Raw genomic sequence first — 24964 nt, forward strand, 5'->3', positions numbered from 1 at the left:
TAACGAAACTACGCCCAGGGTGCGCGAACCACCAGCGGGCGGGCCATGTAGACGCTGTGCGGGTCGAGGACGTAGTCGGCAAACGGGGCGCACTCAATGAAGCCGTGCCGGTCATACAGCCGCCGCGCCGGCGCGAAAAACTCGTCGCTTCCCGTTTCGAGCCACAGCCGGCCGTAGTGCCGCCGTCGTGCCTCCTCAACAATGTGGGTGAGCACAAGGGTGGCGACACCCCTGCCACGCGCCGTGGGGGTGGTGCGCATGGACTTGATCTCGCCGTCGTGCGGCTCGAGTTCCTTCAGCGCACCGCATCCCAGGAGCAGCCCGTCCTCGCGGGCCGTCCAGAACGTGATGTCCGGCCCGGACAGCGCATCATGGTCCAGCGCGTGCACGCTCTCGGCGGGCGAGGTGCCCAACATGTCCGCCAAATGCTCGCTCAGCAATTGGCGGACATCGTCCCGGGCGGGGTCGTCGATCTCAATGCGAATCATGGAATCGAATTTACTCGATCCGGTGAAGCTGTGGCAGCCGTGCGCAACCCCTAGCCGCCACCGCTACCGGCGGGTAGCATCAAGTCATCACGGGGTTTCACATCCACTGCCGGCCATGAAAACTGTTCGTTGACGCTGCCGGCGGAAACGAGGCAGTCATGGTCACCAATCTCTCCGGTCCCGAATCCGGCGCGGCTCCCCATACGGCGAATGTCACCGCGCAGGACGCCCGCGATGCCGCCGAGGCCGCCCGGGAAACCACTTGGGAGCGGCCCAGCTTCGCCAAGGGCCTGTACCTGGGCGACTTTGATTTGGGCCTCATCCACCCGCACCCGGAATCCTCCGCCGCGGACACCGCCCGCGGAGACGCCTTCCTGGCCGAGGTCGAGGCCTACGCACGCACCATGGACGGCGCCAGGATCGAACGGGACGCGAAAATCCCCGACGAGTACCTGGCCGGGCTGGCCAAGCTGGGCGTCTTCGGCATGAAGATTCCTGAGGAGTACGGCGGCCTGGGCCTGAACCTGACGTACTACGGACGGGCGCTGGCCATCCTGGGCAGCGTGCACCCGGCCTTTGGCGCGCTGGTCTCGGCCCACCAATCCATCGGCGTGCCGGAGCCGGTGAAGGTGTTTGGCACGGCCGAGCAAAAGCAGAAGTACCTGCCCCGGTGCGCCGCCGGTGCGGTCACGGCGTTCCTGCTCACCGAGCCCGACGTCGGCTCCGACCCCGCGCGCATGGCCTGTGCCGCCGTGCCCAGCGAGGACGGCAGCGAGTACATCCTGGACGGCGTGAAGCTGTGGACCACCAACGGCGTCATTGCCGAATTGGTGGTGGTCATGGCCCTGGTGCCCTCGCGCGGGCTCGACGCCCAGGGCCGGAAGACCGGCGGCATCACGGCGTTCGTGGTGGAGGCCGACTCCCCCGGCATAACCGTGGAGCACCGCAACAAGTTCATGGGTCTGCGCGGCATTGAGAACGGCGTCACCCGTTTCCACCAGGTGCGGGTCCCGGCGGAAAACCGGCTGGGACGCGAGGGGCAGGGGCTGAAGATCGCGCTGACCACGCTGAACACGGGGCGGCTCTCCATCCCGGCCATGGCGGCCGGAGCGGCCAAGTGGTCGCTGAAGATCGCCCGGGAATGGTCCGCCGCCCGCACCCAATGGGGCCACCCCGTGGGCGAGCACGAGGCCGTGGGCAAGAAGCTGGCGTTCATGGCGGCCACCACCTTTGCCCTGGAATCGGTGTTTGAGCTCTCCGCCGCGCTGGCCGACGCCGGCATGAAGGACGTGCGGATCGAGGCCGCGCTGGCCAAGCTGTGGTCCTCGGAAATGTCCTACAAATGCGCCGACGAGCTGGTCCAGATCCGCGGCGGGCGCGGCTACGAGACGGCCGAGTCGCTGGCCGCCCGCGGCGAGCGCGCCGTCCCGGCCGAGCAGCTGCTGCGGGACCTGCGCATCAACCGGATCTTTGAGGGGTCCACGGAAATCATGCACCTGCTCATTGCCCGCGAGGCCGTGGACGCGCACCTTGCCGCGGCGGGCGACCTCGCCTCCACCACGGCCACATTGCAGCAAAAAGGCAAGGCGGCCGTGGCGGCGAGCGGCTTCTATGCCAAGTGGCTGCCGCAGCTGGTGGTGGGCAAGGGCATGGACCCGCGCTCCTACAACGACTTTGGCCCGCTGGCCAAACACCTGCGATTTGTAGAACGGGAATCCCGCCGGCTGGCCCGGCAGACCTTCTACGGCATGGGCCGGTGGCAGGGGCGGCTTGAGTACAAGCAGGCCTTCCTGGGCAGGATCGTGGACATTGGCGCCGAGCTGTTTGCCATTGCCGCCTGCTGCAGCCGCGCGGAAATGCTGCGCCTCAAGGACCCCGTGCAGGGCCGGAGCGCCACGACGCTGGCAGACGCCTTTGCCGGGCAGTCGCGGCTGCGTGTGGAGGCGCTGTTCAACGATCTCTGGCACAACACCGACGACGCCGACGCAACGCTGGCCGCGTCGCTCCTCAAGGGCGAGTTCGCCTGGTTGGAGGAGGGCGTGCTTGATCCCTCCGAGGGGACCGGGCCGTGGATCGCCGATGCCACTCCCGGGGCATCGACGCAGGAAAACCAGCACCGCAAATACCGTTAAACGCGCACGGACCCCGCAGCCGTTTGGCTGCGGGGTCCGTGCGGAACGCTAAGGGCTCTTAGCTGTCGGTCTTGACAATGTACACGTCGCACGGGGCGTTGTGTGAAATTGCGTTGGCAACCGAACCCAGCAGGCGGGACAGGCCCTGCATGCGCACGTTTCCAACGACGATCATGTCGGCGTTGAGCTTGGTGGCTTCCTCCAGGAGGACGTCGGCCGGCTTGCCCAGGGCGGAGGAGTATTCGGTCTTGACGCCGCTGATCTTCAATTCCTCGGCAACGCGCTGGGCCACACGCTCGGCCTCATCCGCGGTGGAAAGGAACCATTCGTCATTGCCGATCTCAACCTTTTCGGTCCGGTCCTCACCGAAGGCCGTGACGACGCGCAGGGTCGAGCCCAGGGACTTGGCCAGGTTGGCCGCAACGCGGGCGGCCTTCATGGAAGTTGAGTTGCCGTCGACACCGACGATGATAATTCCCGCCATTTTCTTACATCCTTTTGTTTTGGACCGTGAAAAGCTTTACTGATTGACTACTTTAGCCAAGGAATACCGTTTTAAGTCTTAATCGTGGGGCAACTAACCCCGGGTATTTTTGGGGGCCGAAGTTTCCGCCAACAATTCCAACACATGCCGGTAATCCTCACCGGTGGCGCGCGTCATACCCAGCTCGCAGGTCCTGTTGCAGGAGGCGTGCGCCGAGGCATCCAGGACGGCAACGTCCGCGGCCTGGGCCAAGGTGGCCGACTCCGTCAGCTCCGGGTGCAGCATGCCCCTGTCGCCCGCATATGCGCAGCAGCCCCAGTTGTCCGGAATGTGCACGTTCTTCGCCACCGCGGCCGCCACCTTCTCCAGCGCCGGGTTCAGTCCCATCCGGGTGGAGGAGCACGTCGGGTGCAGGGCCAGGGACTCAATACGGGCCCAGCCCTCCCCCAGCTCCGGCAGCAGACGCTCCGCGGTAAACGCCACGGCATCCACCACCCGCAGCGGCTTCCGGCCGGGCACGACGGGCTCGGATCCAATCGTGTGGATCAGCCCCTCGGTGCAGCTGGACGCGTCACAAATGATGTCCAGTTCGCCGTCGCGGGTGGCCGCGCGCAGCATGGAAAGCGTTCGGGCATGCATGCTTTCGAGCCCCGCCGTCATGCCTTTGGACGACCACGGCGTACCGCAACAGGCTTCATCGATGCCCTCCGGCACCAGCAGGCGCACCCCGGCCCGTTCGCACAGTTGCTCAAAACTGAGCTGCACGCCCTGCCCATCCGTCCCTTGCCCGGAATCGGCCGGGCCGAACATGGCGTTGACGCAGGCGGGGAAATACACTGCCGCCGGTTCGCTGGAAGGCGCGGGCCGGCGTCGTGCCTTGCCACCACCGGGAAGCTCCGGCGAATACAGCGGCAGGGTGTCTGCGCCCAGCACCTTCCGCCCCAGCTTGTTGGCCGGGAGGACGACGGCGGCGGGCACCTTGGCGGCCACGCTCAGTGCCAGCCCGGCACCGCGGGTCACGGGGCTCCAGTGTTTGGCGGCAGTTTCCCAGACGCCGTTTTCCAGCCTGCCCGCCGCGTCCCGGCGCAGATGCTTGACCAGGTTGCCGGTGTTGATGTCCACGGGGCAGGCGGTTTGGCACATGCCGTCCACCGCACAGGTATCCACGGCGTCGTAGTTGTAGTCCTTTTCCAGGGCCGCGGCGAGCTCGGCGTTGCCGTCCGCGCGGGCCTGCTCGATGGCGCGCAGGGTCACGATGCGCTGGCGCGGGGTCAGCGTGATGTCCTTGCTGGGGCACACGGGTTCGCAATAGCCGCAGGAGACGCAGCGGTCCACCTCGGCGTCGACGGCGGGCGGGGCGGGCTTGATGTGGCGCAGGTGGGCGGTGGGGTCGTCGTCGAGCAGCACGCCCGGGTTCAGCATGCCGGCGGGGTCGAACAGGGCCTTGATGCGGCGCATGACGTCGTAGAGCTCATCCCCGTATTGGCGGCGCACGAACGGGGCCATGACGCGGCCGGTGCCATGTTCGGCCTTGAGTGATCCGCCCTCGCCGAGCACCAGCTCCACCATGTCCTCGGTGAAGGCGGCGTAGCGGTCAAGTTCTCCGGCGCTGGCGAACTTGTCGGTGAGCATGAAGTGGATGTTGCCGTCCTTGGCATGGCCGAAGATCACGGAGTTTTCGTAGCTGTACCGGGCGAAAAGCTTGTTCAGTTCCAGGCAGGTGCGGCCCAGGACGGGGACAGGGACCACCACGTCCTCCAGCAACGCCGTGGTGCCGTGCGGGCGGGCCCCGGCCACCGAGGTGTACAGGCCCTTTCGCAGGTGCCAGAGGTCCGCGCGGACTTGGGCGTCCGGGCTGAAGCGGGCCGGCGAATCCAGGCCCAGGGTGGCGGCGAGTCCGGCGGCCTTTGCGGTCAACTCCGCCAGCTCGGACGGATCGTCTGACTGGTATTCCACGAGGAATGCGGCGTGATCTTGTACCTTGAGGTCGCGGACGACGCCGGGCACCTGGGTCAGGCCCTGCCCCACCTTCAGCGACAGCGCGTCCATCAGTTCCACCGTGGCCGCGCCGCTGTCCACGAGGGCCGGGAGCGCCGAGTTGGCCGCCTCGAGGTCCTTGAAAACGAGCAACCCGGACGTGGCGTGGGCCAGCCGGGGCACCGTGCGGAACACGGCCTCGGCAACAAAACCGAGTGTTCCTTCGCTGCCCACCATCAAGTGGGCCAGGATGTCCGCGGGGCTTTCGAAGTCCAGCAGGGAGTTCAGCCCGTAGCCCATGGTGTTTTTCATGGCGAATTGGCGCTCGATGATTTTTCGGGACTCGGTGTTGCCGCTGACCCGCTCGCGGAGTTCCAAAAGCCCGGCAAAAACGTCCGGTTCCAGCGCGCGGAGGCGGGCATCGGCGTCGTCCGCGCCGGTGTCGATCACGGTGCCGCCGGGCAGCACCACGGTCAGGGATTCGAGGGTTTGGTAGGCGTTGTCGGTGATGCCGCAGGCCATGCCGGAGGAGTTGTTGGCCACCACGCCGCCAATGGTGCAGGCGGCTTCGCTGGCCGGGTCCGGGCCGAACTTGCGGCCGTGGCGCAGCAGCCGGGCGTTGAGGGCCCGGACCGTGACACCGGGCTGCACGCGGATGCGGGCGCCGCCGTCGAGCACCTCGATCTTGCGGAAGTTCTTGCGAACATCCACCAGGAGGCCGTCGGTGACGCCCTGGCCGCTGAGGCTGGTGCCGCCCGAGCGCAGGGTCAGCGGCATGTTCGTGGCGGCGCTGACTTGCAGAAGCTTCGCGACCTCCGTTGCGTTGGACGGCACTGCGACGGCTTGGGGTATCAGCAGGAAGTGGGAGGCGTCGTGGGCGTTGGCATGCAGGTCCAGGGGCCGCGTCTTGCTTTGCTCCGGCGCCGCCATTGCTGCCCGGATGCGGGCCAGGGCCGGGTTCTCGCCCTCAGTGGGCCGGCGGGTCTGCAATGCCATGCTGTGTCCCTAACTTGTCGGATACCTACGCTCGATTGTCAGACAAGTATACTCAAATTGGTTTCCGTGTCAGCCGTTGCGGACCACAAATGCGGATCTGGAACAATTGACCTCCGAGGGAAAGGCGCACCATGGCAGCACGGGTAACGGCAACATCGATTGTCGAGGCGGTCAGCGACGACCTTCGCGCGCGCATCCTCTCCGGCAGACTATCCCCGGCCGAGGCCGTCACGGAGTCGGAGGTGGCCGGTTTCTATTCGGTGGCCCGGCCCACGGCGAAGGCCGCGATTGAGAAGCTCGTGGCCGAGGGCCTGTTGGTCCGCGGGACCCATAAGAGCGCCCGGGTTGCCGATCTTGGCCCGGATTCCGTGCGCGACATCTACCTGGCCCGCGCCTACCTGGAAAGTGAGATCCTCCGACGCCTGGCCGCGGGCAAAGTGGTGCCCGCGGGCGCAGTGCAGGCCAACCAGGACATCCTTGAGTTGGCGGACGCGGGCGAGATGGCCCTGGTGGAGCCGGATATGCGCTTCCACACCTCACTCGTGGATGCCGTGGGGAACGAACGAACCTCGCGCATGTACAGGTCACTGGTCAGTGAGGTGCGGCTGTGCATGACGCGGGTGCAATCCCTCCACCTGCTGGAGCGCGCCACGATTCACTCCGAACACCAGCAGATCCTTGAGCACCTGGCCGCGGGCGACGCCGAGGCTGCCGCCGCCACCCTGGATGCGCACCTGTCCACGGCCCGCGAGCGGCTGGCTGCGGCGCTGGGCGGCTGAGCCCACTTCCGTCAGCCATAAGTGGGATGCTGCGGCCAGCCTTCGGGTGAATCCTCCCAGTCTTCCTGACGGCCGTACGCCGTCAGGTCGAGGATGTTGTTGACGAACAGGAGCCTGTCGACGCCGCGCTGGGTTGTCGAGTAGCTCCGGTAGATCTGGTCCCCGTCACGGAAGAAGACGTTGAGCAGAAATCCTCCGTCCGCTCCGCAATCCTTGGCGAACGATGTGTCCCGCGAGGAGTGGAACGGCAAGGTCCAGCCTTTTTCAGCCTTGACCCTGTCGATCTGCTCGATTGGCATATTGGACACGGTGGCCCACGACGTCCCGTTGTCGGCGAGCACGTCCAGGGCGGTGACGTTGTTGGTGAAATGGGTGCAGCCTGGACACAGGGCTTCCGGGCCGACATCCATGAACTGGTAGAGGGCCAGCAGGTCGTTTTCGCCGAACAGTTCGAGCAGCGTCACCTCGCCCGTGGTTGAGGTGAACGTGTAGTTGTCGAAAGCGACCATTGGCAGCCGGCGTCGGCGCGCTGCCAGTGCGTCCTGGGCGCGGGTTGCCTCCTTCTCCGCAATCAAGAGTTTTTCGCGAGCCTGCCGCCATTCGTCGGCGGATACCACCTGTGGGATAGCCATGCTGACGAGTCTGGCACGGGGCACAGATGGCCGCAATACCCCAGGATTCGGTGCAGTTGCCCGCGTGGTTGCCGCTTTGCCGTGGCGTTTGGCCTCGGGCTCCGGCGGTCTCTTTCACGCCGTCGTGCCGGGGAGGGGTGGTGGTTGGGTGGTGTAGTGGTGGCCGGTGGGGGTGGTGATTCGGGTGCCGGGCAGGGTGGTGCCGTCGGCGGTGGTGTCATCGATGGTGGTGCCGTGGTGGGTTGGGCTGGCCTTGCTGGTGTTGTCGGCGTAGTGGTCAACGTCGGGGTCCGGGTTTTCTGGCTGGTGTGTGTGGGTGTGCCAGCCGGGGGTTTCCTTGATTTGGTTGCAGGCGGTGCACAGTCCCTGGCCGTTGGATACGGTGGTGGGTCCGCCGGCGGCGTAGGCCTTGATGTGGTCGTATTGGCGGATCGGCGCATCACACCAGGGCGTCGCACAGCGTTGATCGCGCAGGCGCAGGAATTCCTTCATGCCCTCCGGAAACAACCTCGCTTTCGAATCCATGGCCAACAGTATGTTGTTGCCGGGGTGGGTAAAGAGCCGTTTCAACCACACCCGCGGCCCCGGACCGCCACCGCCACCGCCACCGCCACCGACACGATCGTCGCTGTCGCCGGCCGGGCCCGGACTATCCTCCGTTGTGGAGCCTCCACCAGGGGCCTTGTTTTCACTGGTGGCATTGGTGGTGCCTAGGATCCAGGTGCGGGCGGTGGGGGCTGGGATCGGGTCGTAGCCGGTCAGGATCGCGGGGTCGTTGGCGCCGTCGAAGAGGGCCCGGTCCGTCATGATCAACTCCACCAGGATCTCCGGCTCCACCACCTGCGTACACGAGGCGACCCACGCATCAGTGACCGCGCTGCCCCCGGTCCGGGGACTCCGGATGCCCGGGATGTAGGGGCCGTCAGCGGTGGCCGGAGTGGTACCGGTGAGTGGGGTGGGAGGGGTCCCGTCGCCCCTCACCCCCGGGGTTTCCGAGGGGTCTGAGGATCCTTCGAGTGTCGGGTCAGGGGTCCGGTCTGGGTTTGGGTGTGGGGTGCAGGGGGTGTGGTTTGTGAGGCGGTGCAGGAGGGTGTCGGCCATGAGTTGGCCCTTGCCCCGCACGTCGCCGGCGGCTTTCGCGTTGTCGGCGATCCGGGTCAGGGTCGCGAGGACTTTCACGCCGTGGCGGAGGGGTAGGAGTGCGGTGAGCAGGGTCATGCCGTCCGCGGCCGGACGCAGGGAAACATAGCGGTCGGTTTCTGCTTTCTCCAACCGCTGCACGAAGACTTCCGGTTCCAACCGGTAGGCGGCTTTGCGGGCCCGGGCGGCCAGTTCACGATTCCCCCACCCGGATAGTTGTCTCGGGTCGGTACAGAGTTGGTTATCAACAGCGGCTCGGTGGTCTTGGGTGAGGAAGACGGTTTCGCGGGCGATGATTCCGGCCCGGTACTCATTCAACGCTCCGGTCCCTAGGGCGGTGAGGGTGTGGGGTAGTTCCCGCACCAGGACTTGGGCGAGTTCACAGAGTTGTCGGCCCCGATGCGGCGACTCCGACCTGGCTAATCCGATTTGGGTCCCCACACCCTGGCCGAGTTTGTTGGTCTCGATCCCGGACCGGGCCTGGGTGAGGCGTTGCTGGGCCATCAAGAGAACTTCGGCCCGGGCTTGGACCGCGCACAGGGCGTTCTTCGCCCCTTCAGCGGCCGAGATGACATCGACCAGGGCGCCGGGATCCACCCGGTCCACCACGAATGGGTCAAAACCCACCCCCGCCTCCACTACCCCACCCAGGGCAGCCAGGACAGCCGTGGCATCACCGGCCCGGGTCGCGGCCTTCGTGGCGGCGGTTTTGGTGCCGCCGGCGTGGCCGGCCAGATCCGCCACCGCCTCCAACGACCGCCCCTCACCCAGGGCGTTGCGGAGCAGATCATCAGCGTCGCCGGCCCGCACGGCCGCCCGGTCCGCTAACACGTGGGCGAGGGCCGCATCGAGCTGCGCCACAACCACCGGATCAAAAAACGCCGAACACCCGGCGGTCAACGCGGTTGCCACCCCGACCAGGGCGCCACAGTCCACCGGATCCTCCCGGCAGTCGGCGGACTGGATACCAGCCAACCCCAGGGTCGTGGCCGAGGCCGCCACGGCGGCCACACCGGGGACGGATACGCCGGCGGACAGGTCGCCATCCACCGGGGCCTCGGAAGCGGGGCCGGCCTGGACGGTTGCGCCACTGTCACTGTCACTGTCACTGTCACTGACCAGGCTCATGGTGTGCGCGGGGTGCCCGGAGCCGCCACCTGCGCGATCGAGTGTGACCGCGGTGGCAGGATCGTCGCCGGCACCAGGGCTGGAGGGATTCACCGCAGGGGTAGTGAGGTGGGAGGGGTCCAACCACTCCGGTGCCGCCATGTTCATCACCCGCCCGCGAATCCAAAGAAACCCTGCGAACCCCTCAAACAGAAGCAACACTTAACCCGCAACAGTGCCAAATAAGAATCAGTGTTTGAGAAGAATTTTACTTCCTGCTACATAAATTCTAGATCGTGGCACCGACACAAACCACCCAAAAACAGCCCGGCAGGTGAATCTGTGGAGAACAAAACCCTGGCACCCGGCTGTGGAGGAATCAACCACCCCGAACGCGCCCGGAAGGATCCCCCTGAACGGCCGCCATCCAGCCAGCAGCCCCTAACGCGAACGCAGCCGCCGTCGAACCCGGCAAAAATCCAAAGGAACCCGTCAAACTCCGGAGCCAAGCGTCTATGCTGGCACCAGTTACACCGCCGCGAAGCCCGGCCGGCCACGGCAGTCCACCCACCAAGGAGCCGCATGACTTTCACAACCGCAGACCTCATGGATGAACGGGGCCCGGAACTGGCGGCCGTGTCCGTGCAGTTCCGGATGTTCGGCACGCCGGCACAATTCAGCGGCCCGGCCCGCACCGTCCGCTGCTTCCAGGACAACGCCATCGTCAAGGCGACATTGGCAACCCCCGGCAACGGCGCAGTCCTGGTGATCGACGGCGGCGGCTCGCTGGAGACGGCCCTCATGGGAGACATGATTGCCCAATCCGCGGTGGACAACGGCTGGTCGGGCGTCATCATCAACGGCGCGATCCGCGACAGCGTGGTGGTCAACACCCTGCCGCTGGGTGTGAAGGCGCTGGGCACCAACCCCACCAAGAGCGCCAAGGCGGGCACCGGCGAAAGCGAGGTGCCGGTGAGCCTTGGCCAGGTCACGATCCGCCCGGGCGCAATGGTCTACGCCGACGCGGACGGCATCGTGGTGGAACGCTAGCCCTCGCATAGAGCAGGGACGGAAAGACCAGGAAAGATTGGAGCGCACATGCCCGAGAACCCGCTGCGGCACGCCGTCGCCCGGATGGGCGGGCGCGACCCCCACGAGCAAAACCGCGCCTCCACGCCCCTGGAGCTCTTCTTTGACCTGACGTTCGCCATCGCGTTTGGCGTCGCGGCCGGCCTGTTCGCCCAAAGCCTCGCCGAAGGGCACGTGGGCACGGGGCTGATCAGTTTCGCGTTCGCCATGTTCGCCGTCATTTGGGCGTGGATCAACTTCAGCTGGTTTGCGAGCGCCTACGACACCGACGACTGGGTGTTCCGCCTTGTCACCATGGTCCAGATGATCGGCGTGCTGATCCTGGCCATGGGCATCGACCGCATGTTCAGCTCCATCCAGGCCGGTGTCCACGTGGACAACAGCGTCATGGTGGCCGGCTACGTTGTGATGCGCCTGGCGCTGCTCTTCCAATGGCTGCGGGCGGCCAAGCAGGATCCGCGGCGCCGGGCCACCTGCCTGAGGTATGCCAAGTACCTAGCGGTGGCGCAAGTGGGCTGGATCCTGGTGATCGTGGTGAACACGAGCGTCGGCGTGATGTTCCTGATGGCCATTCCGCTGTTCCTGCTCGAGATGGCAACGCCGGTGATCGCCGAACGCAAGACCCAAACGCCCTGGCATGCACACCACATTGCCGAGCGCTACAGCCTGCTGGCCATCATTTCCCTGGGTGAGTGCCTGGTGGGCACCATCGACGCCCTGCGCGCAGTGGTTTTGACCGGCGGCTGGAAGCCGGACACCGCCGTCGTGGGACTGGCCGGAACGGGCCTGGCGTTTGCCATGTGGTGGCTGTACTTCATCTTCCCGGCCGGCCAGGCACTGCATCTGCGCCGGAACAGGGCGTTCATCTTTGGCTACGCGCACATGCTGATCTTCGCCTCGATCACGGCCACCGGGGCGGGACTGCGCGTCTATGCCCTCTACCTCCAGGGCGAAACGCACATTGGGCCGGCCGCGGTGGTCGCCTCGGTGGCCGTCCCCGTGGTGCTTTTCGCCGTGACCCTGACGGTCCTGTACGCGGCCATGGTCCAGCTCGACCCACTCCATGTGTGGCTCGGCGCGGGACTAACGACGACGTCGGCCCTGGCCGTGGTGCTTGCCGCGGCCGGGCTGTCGCTCACCTTGTGCCTGCTTCTGGTGCTGGCCGCCCCGGCGGCGACCATAGTGGTGGACGAACGGATTGGACACCGGCACCGGGCCCGGGCGCTGGCCGAACTTGGCAAGCGCGCCGGGCAAGCCGGGCCGGAGCAGGCTTAGATTGTGCGGGGCGCCTTGGCCAGGTTCGCGGTGAGTTCGGCGGCGTTCTGGCGAACCACGTAGGCGGGGCGGTCCCGTTCCACGCGCCAGCTCTCGGACAGCGGGCCGATGTTGATGGTGTCGAAGCCGAACTCGTCGTAGAGGCCCGTCACCAGGGCGGCGGCGTCGGCGTGGTCGCTTGCCGTGGCCAGCGCCCGCCGGTTTTCGGTGCCGGCGGGGGTGCCGTCGCTCGTGATGTCGGGCGCCGCGATGTGGTTGAAGCCCTTGGCCACCCGGGAATCCGCCAAATGTTCCTGGAGCAGCCCCGAGGTGGTGGCCTCGCCGTCGTCCAGGGCGGGGATGTGGCCGTCGCGCTCCCAGTAGTAGTTGTTCGTGTCAATCACGACCTTCCCGGCCAGAGCGTCCGCCGGAACGTCCCGGTAGCTCTTCAGCGGCACAGTGACGACGGCGAAATCGGCCGCCGCCGCTGCCTCGCCGGCCGTTGCGGCCCGGGCGCGCGGCCCCAGTTCCGCCACCAGCTCGGCGAGGGTTTCGGGCCCCCGGGAGTTGCTGATGACGACGTCATAGCCAAGCTGCACGGACTTGCGTGCGATCTGGCTGCCAATGTGTCCTGCTCCGATGATTCCTATGGTTGTCATGCCAGTGGAACAGTGGCCGGCCGAAGGTTATTTCACGTATTACGCCACGTTGCGTGAGCCCCCGGACGCCAAGGCGTCAGCGGAAGTTGGCGGGGCCCAGCAGGGGCGCCAACTGCGCCTTCTTTTCGGGGGCGACGCGCAGCAGTGTGCCGCTAACCTCATTGAAGAATGCCAGGACGGTCTCGGCAATGACGCACCGGGTGCCCGCCACCGGGTCGAAGATCGCGTAGGCCACCGTGAAGCTGGCACCCTTGACGGCACTGACCCACACCTCGATCCGGGCGGGGATGTTGCGGTAGTTCAGTGGCGAGAGATACTTCACACGGTGTTCCACCACGAGCGACTGGGTGCCCGCGGGCAGGTCGGTGAAAATGGGCCGCTCCACGTCCACCCCGGGCAGTCCCGTGCCGGCCGGCGGACCGAAGGCGTGGACGCGTGCCTCCTCGAGAATCCGCAGCACCTCCACGTTGTTGATGTGCCCGTAGGCGTCCATGTCCCCCCAGCGCATGGGGACGTGCACAGTCAGCCGGGTGCCGCCGTCGTCGTGCGCTTCGGGAACCTTTTCCGCAATGTCCATGCACCTACGCTACCGTCGGGAACGGGCGCCGGTAGGGAAATGTCAGCCCCTGGCCCTACTGTGGTCCTTGCAGATTTTCCTCCACGCGGTTGAGGGATTTTCACTCACGCCGAAAGGAATTGCCATGATGGGACCCCACCACGCCGCATGCGGCGCCGCCGCCTGGCTGGCCGTCACCACCCGTTTCCACATTGACCTGACCGGGGCCGCGCACACGCTCGCGTTCCTGCCGCCCGGGATCGACGTGGGCCTGGGCCTTTTGCCTGTCAGCGCCTCGGGCGTCTTGGCCGGCACCATCGTCACCGCCGGTGCCGCGCTATTGCCCGACGCCGACCACCGGCATGCGACGATCGCCCACTCGCTGCCTCCCCTCTCCAACGCCATGTGCATCGAGGTGGGCCGGCTTTCCGGCGGGCACCGGCACGGCACCCACTCGGTGCTGGGCATGGCAGTTTTTGTGGGCATCGCGCTGCTGGCCGGCATGTGGACGGCCCAGCTGGCACCGTTTGGCACCATCTATCCGGGCGCCGGCATCCTGTCGGTGCTGCTGGGCGCCTTTGCCGCGAAGGCGCTGAAGTTCATCCCGGATACCATGCGCAAGTTCCCGTGGATCCTCGGCCTGGCGCTGGGCGCGTTCATCACGTTCTTTGCCCCGCAGGAGCAGTTTTGGTTCCCGCTGGCCGTGGCCCTGGGCGTGGCCGTGCACATTGCCGGGGACATGCTCACCACGGGAGGGTGCAACCTGATGTGGCCGCTGAGCCTGCGCCCGCCGAAGTTTGCCCGGAAAATTCCGCTGGTTCGGAACGTGTGGAAGCGCAACGGCAGCGTCGCCATTCCGGTGCTGGGCAACGCCGGCTCCTACCGGGAGTGGATGCTGCTGGTGCCGGTCAGCGCCTACGCCGTCTTTGGCATCGTGGGCACCACGGCCCGCTGGTTTAGCTAGGCTCCGGGGTTCCTTCAGCTTTCAAGGACGGCCAGCAAGCCGGATTCAGCCCTGTCCAGGTAGCCGGCCATGTCCCGCGCCGCCTGCTCGCGGCGGCCCGCCTCCAACTGTTCGAGGATGCGGGCGTTCTCGGTGACAAAGGGTTCGTGGAAGGCCGGTTCGCCGGCCATGGCGTGGAAGACCAGGCGCATCTCGGCCAGGACCTGCGCCATGAGGGCGTCGAGCCGGTCGCTGCCGGACAGTGCCACCACCTGCCGGTGGAACTCCTGGTTCGCGCCGGCCATGGCGGCGACGTCGGCGTGCGCGCGTCCTTCCCGGCCGCGCCGCACCACCGCGGCCAGTGCGGCCAGGGCGTTCGGGGAAGGCGGCGGCGCGAACTGCAGGGCCGCGGGTTCGAGCATGCGCCGGACGCTGTACATTTCGCGGACCTCCGCCGCGGACGGCCGGGCCACAAAGACGCCACGGTTGGGAATGCGCGTGACGATCCGTTCCGCACTCAGCGCCGCGAAGGCCTCCCGCAGGGTGTTCCGGGAAACTCCCAAGACCTCCCCCAGCGACTGTTCGGACAGTTTGGTGCCCGGGGTGAGTGCGCCGTCGGTGATGCTGTTGCGCAGCACCTCCGCCACCCACTGCCCGGTTTGGGCGTGCTTCGCGGAGCCGCCAGCCACCTTCAGTGTTGCCAGTGCGGGGTCAATGCTCACCCGCGGGCCTGCCATTCGCGGGCCAGGATGCCAAAGTGCAGCAGCGAGACCCATTCGCCCTTGGACCAATCGGATTCCACGAACAATGCTTCGCGGCGCATGCCCAGTCGGGTCATCAGCCCGGCAGACTTGTCATTGCGGGCGTCGCAGATCCCTTCGATCCGGTGCCAGCCAAAGTCATTGAAGGCAAGGTTGAGCGCGGCGGTGCACGCCTCAAAGGCAATTCCCTTTCCCTGCACCTCGGGGTTGAACACAAAGCCAATCTCGCCGAGCCGGGGATTGTCGGCGTTCCACTTCAACAGGACCTCGCCCACGGGTTCGCTGGATTCGCCGAATTCAACGGCCAGGTCCAGCCACTGCCCCGGTTCCGTCAGGGGCGACTGTGCGGCCATCGACTTCACGGTCAGCGCGGTGTCGGCCAGGGACTGCGGCGGATGGGGCAGGTAGCGGACCACGTCCGGCTGCGAGCGGTAGGCGTTGACGGCGTCGAGGTCTTCCACCGTGACGGGGCGCAGGCGGAGCCGTTTGGTGTGGATCGGGTACGGGGGTTGCTGCGGAATCTGGATTTCTGAGGCGGCAATCAGCATAGTGCGATCCTAGCGCCAGGGGCCCCTGACAATTCGCGGGAAACGTCCAGAACCATTGGATACGATGACCCTATGTCCCTTGCCACGCCACCACGTCGCCGTGTGGAACTCGTATTGGTTCCCTTCATGGCTGCCTTGTGCATGGCCTTCATCATCGGCGCCATTGTCATCGACAGGGATTCGGGCGCCTGCCCGCCAAGCAACTGGCACAACCACATCGCGTTGACGCTGGCCGGGAACCAGGCCCGGGTTGACGAGGCGGCAGCGATCACCGCATGTACGGGGGCCCGGTGCATTCCGCCGGCACCCACTTTTGCCAAGAACGCCTCGGCGGGCAACGGTTTGCTTTCCCGGCAGGAGGACGGCTCATGGCTGTTCACGGTGGGCTCGGTGCCGCCGTCGTCCGTGACGTTCCGGACCTTTGACGTTGCCGGAAACATGTTGTCGCAGCAAAGCAATGTGTTGAACTGGACCCGGGTGGGCGGCACCGAACAGTGCGGCGGACCCATGGGGACCATGCGCGTTGTGGTCCGCGTACCTTAATTACCGGCCCACAAAATAAACGACGACGCCGGCCGCCCAGGTTCCAGCCGCGAGTGAGGCAAAGCCGAACTCCGCCACCATGCCCAGTCCGGTGGCCTTCAGCGCGGCCCCGGATGATTCCAGCGCCGGCCGGAACGCCTTGTGCCGCTGGAGTTCGGAGAGGAACAGGCCCACGGCGAAGCCGATGAGCAACCCCACTACGGGGATCACAAAAAATCCGACGATGCCCAGGACCAGCCCGGCAACCACGGAGCGGCCCGGTATCTTGCGGGCCTTCATGGCCCGGCCCGTCAGGACGGCGCTGGAAAGCATTCCGGCCGCCACGAAGACGGCCCCCACGCCAAAAACGACCCAGCCAACGGGGCCGCCCACCACGAGCGCCCACGCCAGCAGGCTGCCCGCGATCAGCAGGCTCCCGGGTAGTACGGGAATGATGACGCCGACCGCACCGACCACAATGGCGAGGCCACATATAACTGTCCACACGATCTGCGCATCCATGCTGCCATCCTGCCAGAGCCGCGCCGGAGCCCGGAATTCTTTCCCGGGCTCCGGCCACTGTTAGCCGGCAGCTGGTGTCCGCCTAGTGGCGGCGGCGCACCAGCCGGCTTCCGGCCATGGTGCCGGCGCCGAGCAGCAGGACCAGCAGTGCACCAATGACCGAGGCGTCAAGGCCCATGGCACCGGTCTTGGCCAGTCCGGCCGCGGGTGTCACACCGCTTCCGGCGGGCACCACGGCGCTTCCCGTGCTTCCCGAGCCGGCGGTTCCCGAGCCCGTAGGCGTGCCGGTGTTGCCGGTGCCAAGGTCCGCCGAGGCGTTGCAGCCCAGCGCAAATCCGACGCCGTCAAGGGCATCCCCGGCCGCGTAGAAGTCGGCAAACGGGGCTACCCCGCTGGCCGCCAGGACGGCGGGTGCGGCAGTCGCCGCGTAGACGTTCTTCGCCGGATTCAGGGCCGCCGTGCGCAGGTCAAGATTGGCCAGCACCACGGCCTTGTAGGAGGTGTCCGTGCCGGGCTTGGCACCGGCCGTGGCCGATTCCAGCGAGCGGCTGAGCACGTCGGCGCTCAGGGTTCCTTCGTCCCCGTTGAGACTCAGCTTGATGTTGCTGAACGTAACGGACAGGACAGGGCCGGAGCCGTAGTCGTGGCCCGTGAACGCCACCGTGCCGTCGAAACCGACTGTGCCCGTGCGCTTGACGGCGTCGATGGTGCCTTTACCGCCGGTAAACGTGAACACGCTGTCCGCGCCGGCTGCCTTGCCGTTGAAGGTGATCTTCCCCTTGGCGATGTTGCCGGTGATGTACTTGCGGAAGGAGTCCTTCACGCCCCAGGCCAGGGTGCCGTTGGTGACAGTCCCCGCCGTGCACTTCACGTCGGCCGGATTGGCCGGCGTCATCGGCGCAGTTGTGGTCGGAGGAGTTGTCGGCTGTGTTGTCGGCTTCGGGGTTTCCACGGGCTTGCTCGCGGCGGTGACCTCGATGGCGGCCGTTGCGGTTTCAACAAGTGCCGCCCGGGCCGCTGCTGCGACGTTCGGCTGGGCGGACGTTGCGGTGGCCGTCACGGCGTAACGGCCCGGCTTCTGGCCGGCCGGAACGGGCCAGGCGGCGCTGAACGTGCCGTCCTTGCCCACGGTCACGGCCTGTGCAGGAGCACCCGCAACCTCGAAGCTGACGGGGTCGAGTGCCTCGCCGGCTTCGTAGAAGTTGGCGAATGCCGGGGCGCCCGCCTTTGAAAGGACGGCCGGCAGCTTGGCGCCCTTGACGCCAACGGCGTCGGTCGTGACGGCGGCCGTGTCCAGTTCCGCCAGCACCACGTTGCTGAACGTCTGCGCGGCGCCGTCGATGGACTTGCTGCTCGCGTTGGCCGTGAGGACCTTGTTCTTCACGTCGAGGCGCAGCTTGCTGAAGGTCACTTCCAGGGCGCCGTCGTGGCCGCTCAAGGTGATGGTGCCGGCAAAGTCGGCCACTTTGGCCGCGGCGTCGAAGCCGGTGGCGGGGAAGTGGTAGCTGCCGTCCGCGTTGGCCTTGGCGCCGTCGGTAGTGCTGATGGTGCCCTTGGCGATGGGGCCGGCCAGGTACTTCCGGAACGATTCCTTCACGCCCCAGTCGAGGCCCCCTGTTGCCGTGTTCGACGACGGCGCCGCAACGTCCAGCGCCGTGTCGCCGTTGCTGAACGCGACCGTCGCACCGGGGGTGAAGTTGCTGCCGGCGAACGTGACGGACTTGCCGGCCTCGACGCTCTTCGCCGTGGCGGACAGCGCCGGAACGGCTCCGGGAACTTCCGGTTCGGGATCGGCAGGGGCTGCGGGATCGGCCCAGGACAGTGCGGTGAACGCGTCCTGGGTCCTGTCGTTCGTGTAGTCATGGTCCTTGTTGTCCCCGGCCAGCGGCGAGTTGAAGGTGGCCATGAACAGTTTGTCCTTCACTGCGGTGAACCCGCCGTTTTCAAAGACGGTAGTGACGGTTGTTTCCAGCGGGCCGAACGTTCCATCGGCACGGACCTGCACGCGCTGGGCGCGTTCGTACAGGGCGGGGCGGGCGTTTCCGCCCGGACCCTGGGCCACTTCGGCGACGTAGATCCAGCGGCCGGGAGCGTAACCGCTGCCCGTCACGCTGACGGTGAAGCCGTGCTTGAGCCCGTCGGCGGGTGCCACGGTGAGGACGGGGGCCGGCGTTTCGGGTGCCTTCTCCCCTACCTTGATGGGTGCGTAGAGTTCCTGGGCGGCGTTCGTGGTGCCGCCGGCCGGGTAGGTATACGCACCAAAGTTCCCGGTCTCGGGCCACTCAACGGGAGCACCGGAAACCGTCTTCTTCTGCACCGTTAATTCGGCACTAAAGGAACCATCCGCTGAAACCTCAACCCACTGGCCCTTGATCGCGGACTGGTACGCCGGAGCAACGGCATCCAACGCCGCCTGGCTCATGGCCCACTTCTGATCCCCCACCACACGGGCGGAGGCAGGAGCCCCGGCCGACGGCTTCCACGCATCAGCAAACTTGCCAAACACCACATACACGCCGGCAGGCTTGCCCGCCGAAATCGGCGGACGCGCCCCCGCCGGAGCCAGGTTCGCCTCCGGATCAAAACCAGTCCCCCGAACCACAACCTTCGTCCCCTCCGGCACCGCAGACGTCAACGGCGTCACACCATCGGCAGCAAAGACAGCCAACGCAGGCGTCCACACCTTGGGAGCGTCCCCCACGGTGATGGGTGCGTAGAGTTCCTGGGCGGCGTTCGTGGTGCCGCCGGCCGGGTAGGTATACGCACCAAAGTTCCCGGTCTCGGGCCACTCAACGGGAGCACCGGAAACCGTCTTCTTCTGCACCGTTAATTCGGCACTAAAGGAACCATCCGCTGAAACCTCAACCCACTGGCCCTTGATCGCGGACTGGTACGCCGGAGCAACGGCATCCAACGCCGCCTGGCTCATGGCCCACTTCTGATCCCCCACCACACGGGCGGAGGCAGGAGCCCCGGCCGACGGCTTCCACGCATCAGCAAACTTGCCAAACACCACATACACGCCGGCAGGCTTGCCCGCCGAAATCGGCGGACGCGCCCCCGCCGGAGCCAGGTTCGCCTCCGGATCAAAACCAGTACCCCGAACCACAACCTTCGTCCCCTCCGGCACCGCCGAGGTCAACGGCGTCACACCATCGGCGGCAAAGACAGCCAACGCAGGCGTCCACACCTTGGCGGGAGCCTTCACGGTCAGTGCGGCGGCCTCGGAGTAGACCACGCCGCCGGTGTTGGTGAAGGCTGCGCGGTACAGATTGCCGTTATGGGCTTCGTCGGCGGTGAGCATCAGCTGTTCGCTTGTGGCGCCGGGGATGTCGGTCCAGGCGCCGGTGCCGGCCGCGGAGAGCTGCCATTGAACGGATTCGTGGCCCGCGGCCGCGGCGGTGAAGGTTGCCGTTTCGCCGGCGTTAACGCTCACAGGCGACGGCGACGTGCCCACGACGGGCGCGGCAACGGTCGTCGTGAACGCGACGTTGAACGTCAGCGGGTCAAAAGCCGCCCCGGCGTCGTAGGAGTCGGAGAACGCGGCTACGCCGTCGGCGTGCAGGGCCGTGGGCAGCGCCGTGCCAGCAAAGGCAGAGCCGGTTTCCTGTGCGCCGGCGCCGACGGTGGCGAGTTTGACGTCGTCGTACGTCACCAGCTCGCCGCTGGACATGGACTTGCTGACGACGTCGGCCAGCAGCAGGCCGTTGGCCAAATCGATCCGGATGTCCGAGATGGTCAGTGCCAGCAGCCCGTTGTGGCCGGAAAACGCGACGGAACCGCCAAAGGCGGCCGTCCGTGCGGCGGGGTCGACGCCGGTGGCCGGGAAGGCGAACGTGCCGTCGGCATTCGTTGCGGCACCGCCGGCGGTGGTGATGGTGCCCTTGGCGATGTTGCCCGAAATGTAGTTGCGGAACGCCTTGTTGACGCCCCAGTCGAGCTGTCCGCCGGTCAATTCGACGGTGCCGGCGGCCGCTTCCACGGCCTGGGCGGCGGGTGCGGTAGCGGCCACGCCCGAGCCGGCAATGGCCAGCGCGGCCAGGAGGCCCAGGGGCTTGCGCCACCAGGGCGCGCGGGAAGCAGGTGCCACGAAATTCCTCCGTGTTTGTGAAGTGGGCATGGTCAGTTACCTGCCTTTCGGCGGCGGGACACGACGACGGCGCCGGCACCGGCGGCCAGCAGCACTGCTCCGCCGGCCAGGACGATGCCCGTGGTGGCGCCGGTTTTCGCCAGGCCCTTAGCGGCGCTGCCGGATGTGGCGCTGCCGGGGGCGGCCGCCGGGGATTCCGCGGCGGCGGGTGCCGCCGCGTCACCGAAGCTGACGGGGATCATGACGTCGGCGCTGCGGTCGGCACTACGGGTATGGTCGGCGCGGGTGACGATGACGCAGCCGTTGGGGGCCTTGGCCTTGTCCTCGCAATTCGTCATGGTGTCGGCGGCCTGCACGGACAGTGCCACGGAGAACGAGCCCTTTCCGCCGGCCTCGGTGAACGGCTGGGCGAGGCCCTGGCCGTAGGCGGGCGGGTTCGAGGAGATCCACACGGAGCTTCCGCTGCCGCCGGAGGTGTCCACGCCGCCCAGGCACGGGGTGGCCACGGCGCCGGCGCCGTTGAAGACGCACACGCCAACGTAGATGCCCTTGGCCAGGTCATAGCCGGAACCGCTGACCTGCACGGAATCACCGGCTGCCTTCAGGCCCGTGCCGCGGTCCACGGTGAGCTGCTGCCCGCCTGCTCCGCCCGCGGATTCGGCCATGGCTCCGGCCCCCGCAACGAGCGCGAGTCCGGTTGCCAATCCCACGGCCGCGGCGGTCCTGGCCACTACCCCGGCTTTCCCCATACTTGGTGTCCTGGCCGCTGTCCGGCCGGTGGTTCCCCTCATGCTTCTCCTTGGAATCGGTGCGAGTGCGGCCGCGCGCCATCGCCGCGCGGCCTTGGGAAGGATGCGTGGACGTTGATGCAGGTGATGAGCGCGGTGCAGTGATGAAGTGCTGTGCTGATGAAGTGCTGTGCTGGCGCCGTGGCGGTGCCGCCAATTACGCAACACTTTCTTGATGTAACCCTAACCTAACCTAGGGTAGGCTTACTTAAGCAAATCGACGCCGGCCAGTGGCCCGGCGTCGGGCCATGTACGCCTTTACGGCCTCAAACTGGGGAATCAATGAAATTCGCTTTAGCTGCCCTGCGCGCCCGTGCGGGTTTCCGGGCCGCCGTGCTGCCGGCTGCGCTGCCCGTCGCGCTGGTCCTTGCCCTGGCCGTTTCCGGCTGCGCACCGCAGGCTCGGGACGCCGCGGGCTCGGCGGCCGGCCCCGCGGGCGCCACCGCACGCGGCCCCGTTGCAGCCTGCTCCGACGGCACGGCCGGAAAGCTGCCGCTGAAGTCCGAATGGGGCGCCACAACTTCCGCGCGGCCGGCTGCCAGTCCCGCCACGGGTCCGGCCACCGCCAAAACGTCCGGCATCACGCTGCCCATGGTCACCCCGGCACCCACGCCGCAACTTCCCGTCACCGTGACCTCCTGCGACGGCACCGCCGTTTCCGTCACGGACGTCAGCCGGATTGTCACGATCGACCTTTACGGGACCCTGACCGAAATCGTGCACGGGCTGGGACTCGGCGCCAACGTCGTCGGCCATGACCGGGCAGCGGACTTCCCCGAGGCCGCCAAAGGCAAGGTGGTCACCCCATCCGGCCACGACCTCAACGCCGAGGCCATCACGGCCCTTGACCCCACCCTGATCCTCACAGACACAACGATTGGCCCGCTCGAGGTCCAGCAGCAGCTGCGAAACATCGGCATTCCGGTAATCTTCTTCGACCCGGCCCGCACCCTGCCGGGCATCAGCCACCAGATCAACGCGGTTGCCGCCGCACTGGGCGTCCCCGCCGCAGGCACGGAACTGAACGCCGCGGTGGGCGCCGACATGTCGGCCGCACTGGCCATGGTCCCGCACGAAAGCAAGGCGCTGCGCATCGCGTTCTTGTACGTGCGCGGCACGGCGGGCGTCTACCTGATGTCCGGGCCCGGGTCCGGCGCCGACGACATGATCGAGGCGATCGGCGCCACGGACGTCGGCACGGACATCGGGCTGACGATGCCGTTCACGCAGCTGACCTCCGAGGCCCTGATCAAATCGGAGCCGGACGTGTTGTTGCTCATGACGGGCGGCCTGAAATCCGTGGGTGGGGTGGACGGCCTCCTGAAAATCCAGGGCATCGCACAAACCCCCGCGGGGGCGTCGCGCCGGATCGTCGACGTCGCCGACGGCTCACTGCTCGGCTTCGGCCCCCGCACGGGCCAGGTCATCAAGGCCCTGTCCGCCGCGGTCTACGGGGCAACGCCGTGACCCTGACCCGCCCAACGACGACGGCGGCCAGCGAGCCCGCCCTGGCCGCCGCAGGCCGGAGCCGTTCCGCGAAGGACACGCTGATCTTGACGGTGCTGGGCGCCGCACTGGCCGTCACCGCGGTGGTTGCCGCCGGCAGCGGACAGCTGGGGATTGCCCCGTTGGAGGTGCTGGGCACCATCACCCACGGTTTCAACAACTGGGTGCAGGGCTGGCTGGACTACTTTGGCGTGAACGTGCAAAGCCCCTTCGGGATCGGCCCGCTGCCCGGGCACGCCCGCGGCTACGAGACCCTGTGGACCGTGCGTTTTCCGCGCGTTGCCCTCGCCATGATCGTGGGCGCCGCGCTGGCGTGCTCGGGCACGGTCATGCAGGGGGTCTTTGGCAACCCGCTGGCGGAACCGGCCGTCGTCGGCGTCTCCTCCGGCGCGGCAGTGGGCGCCAGCACGGCGATCGTGACGGGCCTGGCCGGCTACGGCAACTGGGTGGTTGCCGCCTTCGCCTTCCTCGGCGGCCTCATCACCACCTTGCTGGTCTACAGCCTCTCCCGCAGCCGCGGCCGCACCGAGGTGGTCACCCTGGTACTGACGGGCATTGCCGTGAACGCTTTCACCTTTGCCATGATCGCCTTCTACACCTTCGTTGCCGATCCCAACGCCCGCGAACAACTGATCTTTTGGCAGCTGGGCAGCCTCAACGGCGCCGGCTGGGTCAGCGTGGCCTCCGTGCTGCCGCTGCTGATCGCCGGCCTGGCCATGGCCTTTGCGGCGGCCCCCAAGCTCGATCTGCTGGCGCTGGGCGAACGCCCCGCCCGGCATGTTGGCGTCAACGTGGAGCGGCTGCGCATGCGAATGATCGTCACGGTGGCCCTTTTGGTGGGCGCCGGCGTGGCCTTCACCGGCATCGTAAGTTTTGTGGGCCTGGTGGTGCCGCACCTGATCCGCATCATTGCCGGGCCCGGGCACCGGCTGCTGCTGCCCGCGAGTGCGCTGGGCGGTGCCCTGCTGGTGCTGCTGGCCGATCTGGGCGCCCGTACCCTGGTCCCCTATTCCGATCTGCCGCTGGGCATGTTGACGGCGCTCATTGGCGGCCCGTTCTTCTTCTGGCTGCTGCGGCGCACCCGCAACGAACAGGGAGGCTGGGCATGAGCCTGCTCGACGCCTTCCGCACCCCGCCGGCGGCGATGCCCCAGGCAACCCTCCCGGGCCGGCCCGCCATGGAGGTCACCGGTGCCACGGTGGAACGCGGCGGCAGGGACGTCCTGACGAATGTCACCCTGCCCGTGATTGCCGGGGAGGTCCTGGCGCTCGTGGGCCCCAACGGCGCCGGAAAGTCCACCCTGCTGGCCGCCCTGGCCGGGGACGTGCCGTTGCGCGCCGGCCACATCGAGCTTGCCGGGGAGCGGCTGCACCACTGGTCGCCGGCCGAGCTTGCCCTGCGCCGCGCCGTGCTGCTCCAACACGTGTCCCTGAGTTTTCCCTTCACCGTCCGCGAGGTGGTGGGGATGGGGCGGGCGCCGTGGTCCAACACCGCGGCGGCGGACCGCGACGACGAACTGGTGGCCGCGGCCATGGCCGACACCGACGTCACGGTATTTGCGGGACGCAAGTTTTCGGCACTGTCCGGCGGCGAGAAGGCCCGGGTGGCGCTGGCACGGGTGTTGGCCCAGGACACCGGCGTCGTCATGCTTGACGAGCCGACGGCGGCCCTGGACCTGCGGCACCAGGAACAGGTGCTGGCCGTGGCGCGGCGCCGCGCGGAGGCCGGGAACGCCGTCGTCGTGGTCCTTCACGACCTCAACCTTGCGGCCGGCTACGCGGACAAGGTGGCCGTGCTGGAACAGGGCCGGCTGGCGGCGCTTGGCACCCCCGCGGATGTGCTGTCCGCGGAGCTGCTCAGCCGCGTCTACCGGCACGGGATCGACGTCATGGCCCACCCGGTCACGGGCCGGAGCATCGTCCTGCCGCGCCGCTGAGCATCCGCGGGCACCATTCACAATGCCTTGATTGCCAACCCCACGGCCTAGACTT

At 67.4% G+C, this 24964-nt stretch carries 21 protein-coding genes; 9 read left to right on the plus strand and 12 right to left on the minus strand.

Going from position 1 to position 24964, the window contains the following annotated elements; translation table 11 throughout:
- Window positions 1–8: 8 nt before the first annotated feature.
- Window positions 9–488 carry a GNAT family N-acetyltransferase gene (locus tag AL755_RS21050; protein WP_054012685.1) on the minus strand — a complete coding sequence of 160 codons (480 nt, stop codon included), beginning with the start codon at window positions 486–488 and terminating at the stop codon, window positions 9–11.
- Between the two features lie 158 nt (window positions 489–646).
- Here AL755_RS21050 and AL755_RS21055 point away from each other — a divergent pair, with 158 nt between their 5' ends.
- Window positions 647–2620 carry an acyl-CoA dehydrogenase family protein gene (locus AL755_RS21055; RefSeq protein ID WP_054012686.1) on the plus strand — a complete coding sequence of 658 codons (1974 nt, stop codon included), beginning with the start codon at window positions 647–649 and terminating at the stop codon, window positions 2618–2620.
- A 58-nt stretch (window positions 2621–2678) separates the two neighbouring features.
- Here the strand turns inward: AL755_RS21055 and AL755_RS21060 are convergent, their stop codons facing one another.
- Window positions 2679–3104 carry a universal stress protein gene (locus AL755_RS21060; protein ID WP_054012687.1) on the minus strand — a complete coding sequence of 142 codons (426 nt, stop codon included), beginning with the start codon at window positions 3102–3104 and terminating at the stop codon, window positions 2679–2681.
- 93 nt (window positions 3105–3197) lie between these two features.
- On the minus strand, window positions 3198–6077 hold the full coding sequence (locus AL755_RS21065) for an FAD-binding and (Fe-S)-binding domain-containing protein (RefSeq protein WP_082369476.1): 2880 nt from the start codon (window positions 6075–6077) through the stop codon (window positions 3198–3200).
- A gap of 131 nt (window positions 6078–6208) precedes the next feature.
- Here AL755_RS21065 and AL755_RS21070 point away from each other — a divergent pair, with 131 nt between their 5' ends.
- A complete protein-coding gene (locus tag AL755_RS21070) occupies window positions 6209–6856 on the plus strand; it encodes a GntR family transcriptional regulator (protein ID WP_054012688.1) in 648 nt (215 codons plus the stop codon).
- Window positions 6857–6867: 11 nt separating this feature from the next.
- Here the strand turns inward: AL755_RS21070 and AL755_RS21075 are convergent, their stop codons facing one another.
- Complete coding sequence (locus tag AL755_RS21075; protein WP_054012689.1) at window positions 6868–7488, minus strand: DUF899 family protein; 621 nt, start codon at window positions 7486–7488, stop codon at window positions 6868–6870.
- A 114-nt stretch (window positions 7489–7602) separates the two neighbouring features.
- A complete protein-coding gene (locus tag AL755_RS21080; RefSeq protein WP_160318943.1) occupies window positions 7603–9897 on the minus strand; it encodes an HNH endonuclease in 2295 nt (764 codons plus the stop codon).
- Between the two features lie 420 nt (window positions 9898–10317).
- Between AL755_RS21080 and rraA the strand changes: the two genes are divergently transcribed.
- Window positions 10318–10785, plus strand: coding sequence for a ribonuclease E activity regulator RraA (gene rraA / locus AL755_RS21085; protein WP_054012691.1), 468 nt, complete (start codon window positions 10318–10320; stop codon window positions 10783–10785).
- Window positions 10786–10833: 48 nt separating this feature from the next.
- Window positions 10834–12099 (plus strand): low temperature requirement protein A, encoded by a 1266-nt coding sequence (locus AL755_RS21090; RefSeq protein ID WP_054012692.1) that lies wholly within the window; start codon window positions 10834–10836, stop codon window positions 12097–12099.
- Here AL755_RS21090 and AL755_RS21095 read toward each other — a convergent pair.
- Both AL755_RS21095 and AL755_RS21100 read right to left on the minus strand, forming a co-directional pair.
- Window positions 12096–12737 (minus strand): NADPH-dependent F420 reductase, encoded by a 642-nt coding sequence (locus tag AL755_RS21095; RefSeq protein WP_054012693.1) that lies wholly within the window; start codon window positions 12735–12737, stop codon window positions 12096–12098. The two genes, AL755_RS21090 and AL755_RS21095, sit on opposite strands and share 4 nt — an antisense overlap.
- Before the next feature lie 76 nt (window positions 12738–12813).
- A complete protein-coding gene (locus tag AL755_RS21100; protein ID WP_054012694.1) occupies window positions 12814–13314 on the minus strand; it encodes an acyl-CoA thioesterase in 501 nt (166 codons plus the stop codon).
- Window positions 13315–13438: 124 nt separating this feature from the next.
- Between AL755_RS21100 and AL755_RS21105 the strand changes: the two genes are divergently transcribed.
- A complete protein-coding gene (locus AL755_RS21105; RefSeq protein ID WP_054012695.1) occupies window positions 13439–14257 on the plus strand; it encodes a metal-dependent hydrolase in 819 nt (272 codons plus the stop codon).
- A gap of 14 nt (window positions 14258–14271) precedes the next feature.
- On the opposite strand, the gene AL755_RS21110 is transcribed toward AL755_RS21105, so the two are convergent.
- Together AL755_RS21110 and AL755_RS21115 are read right to left on the minus strand one after the other, a co-directional pair.
- Window positions 14272–14958 carry a GntR family transcriptional regulator gene (locus AL755_RS21110; RefSeq protein WP_054012696.1) on the minus strand — a complete coding sequence of 229 codons (687 nt, stop codon included), beginning with the start codon at window positions 14956–14958 and terminating at the stop codon, window positions 14272–14274.
- Window positions 14955–15545, minus strand: a complete 591-nt coding sequence (locus AL755_RS21115; protein ID WP_054012697.1) for a GNAT family N-acetyltransferase — start codon at window positions 15543–15545, stop codon at window positions 14955–14957. Before AL755_RS21115 ends, AL755_RS21110 begins: the two co-directional genes overlap by 4 nt.
- 126 nt (window positions 15546–15671) lie before the next feature.
- On the opposite strand from AL755_RS21115, the gene AL755_RS21120 reads away from it, so the two are divergent.
- Complete coding sequence (locus AL755_RS21120) at window positions 15672–16088, plus strand: hypothetical protein (protein WP_160318944.1); 417 nt, start codon at window positions 15672–15674, stop codon at window positions 16086–16088.
- Here the strand turns inward: AL755_RS21120 and AL755_RS21125 are convergent, their stop codons facing one another.
- From AL755_RS21125 to AL755_RS21135, 3 genes are all read right to left on the minus strand, one after another.
- Entirely contained in the window at window positions 16089–16589 is a 501-nt protein-coding gene (locus tag AL755_RS21125) for a DUF456 domain-containing protein (protein WP_054012699.1), read from the minus strand.
- Between the two features lie 82 nt (window positions 16590–16671).
- Window positions 16672–20679 (minus strand): HtaA domain-containing protein, encoded by a 4008-nt coding sequence (locus AL755_RS21130; protein WP_054012700.1) that lies wholly within the window; start codon window positions 20677–20679, stop codon window positions 16672–16674.
- 32 nt (window positions 20680–20711) lie between these two features.
- Window positions 20712–21470, minus strand: a complete 759-nt coding sequence (locus AL755_RS21135; protein WP_150117199.1) for an LPXTG cell wall anchor domain-containing protein — start codon at window positions 21468–21470, stop codon at window positions 20712–20714.
- A 279-nt stretch (window positions 21471–21749) separates the two neighbouring features.
- On the opposite strand from AL755_RS21135, the gene AL755_RS21140 reads away from it, so the two are divergent.
- From AL755_RS21140 to AL755_RS21150, 3 genes are read left to right on the plus strand one after another with little or no spacing between them, the layout of a single operon-like run.
- Complete coding sequence (locus AL755_RS21140; RefSeq protein WP_054012701.1) at window positions 21750–22934, plus strand: heme/hemin ABC transporter substrate-binding protein; 1185 nt, start codon at window positions 21750–21752, stop codon at window positions 22932–22934.
- Between the two features lie 2 nt (window positions 22935–22936).
- Entirely contained in the window at window positions 22937–24082 is a 1146-nt protein-coding gene (locus AL755_RS21145; protein ID WP_054013241.1) for an iron ABC transporter permease, read from the plus strand.
- Entirely contained in the window at window positions 24079–24909 is an 831-nt protein-coding gene (locus AL755_RS21150; RefSeq protein WP_082369478.1) for a heme ABC transporter ATP-binding protein, read from the plus strand. Before AL755_RS21145 ends, AL755_RS21150 begins: the two co-directional genes overlap by 4 nt.
- The last annotated feature ends 55 nt before the right edge of the window (window positions 24910–24964 follow it).

Origin of the sequence: Arthrobacter sp. ERGS1:01 (assembly GCF_001281315.1) — a bacterium.
Taxonomy (GTDB): Bacteria; Actinomycetota; Actinomycetes; order Actinomycetales; family Micrococcaceae; genus Specibacter.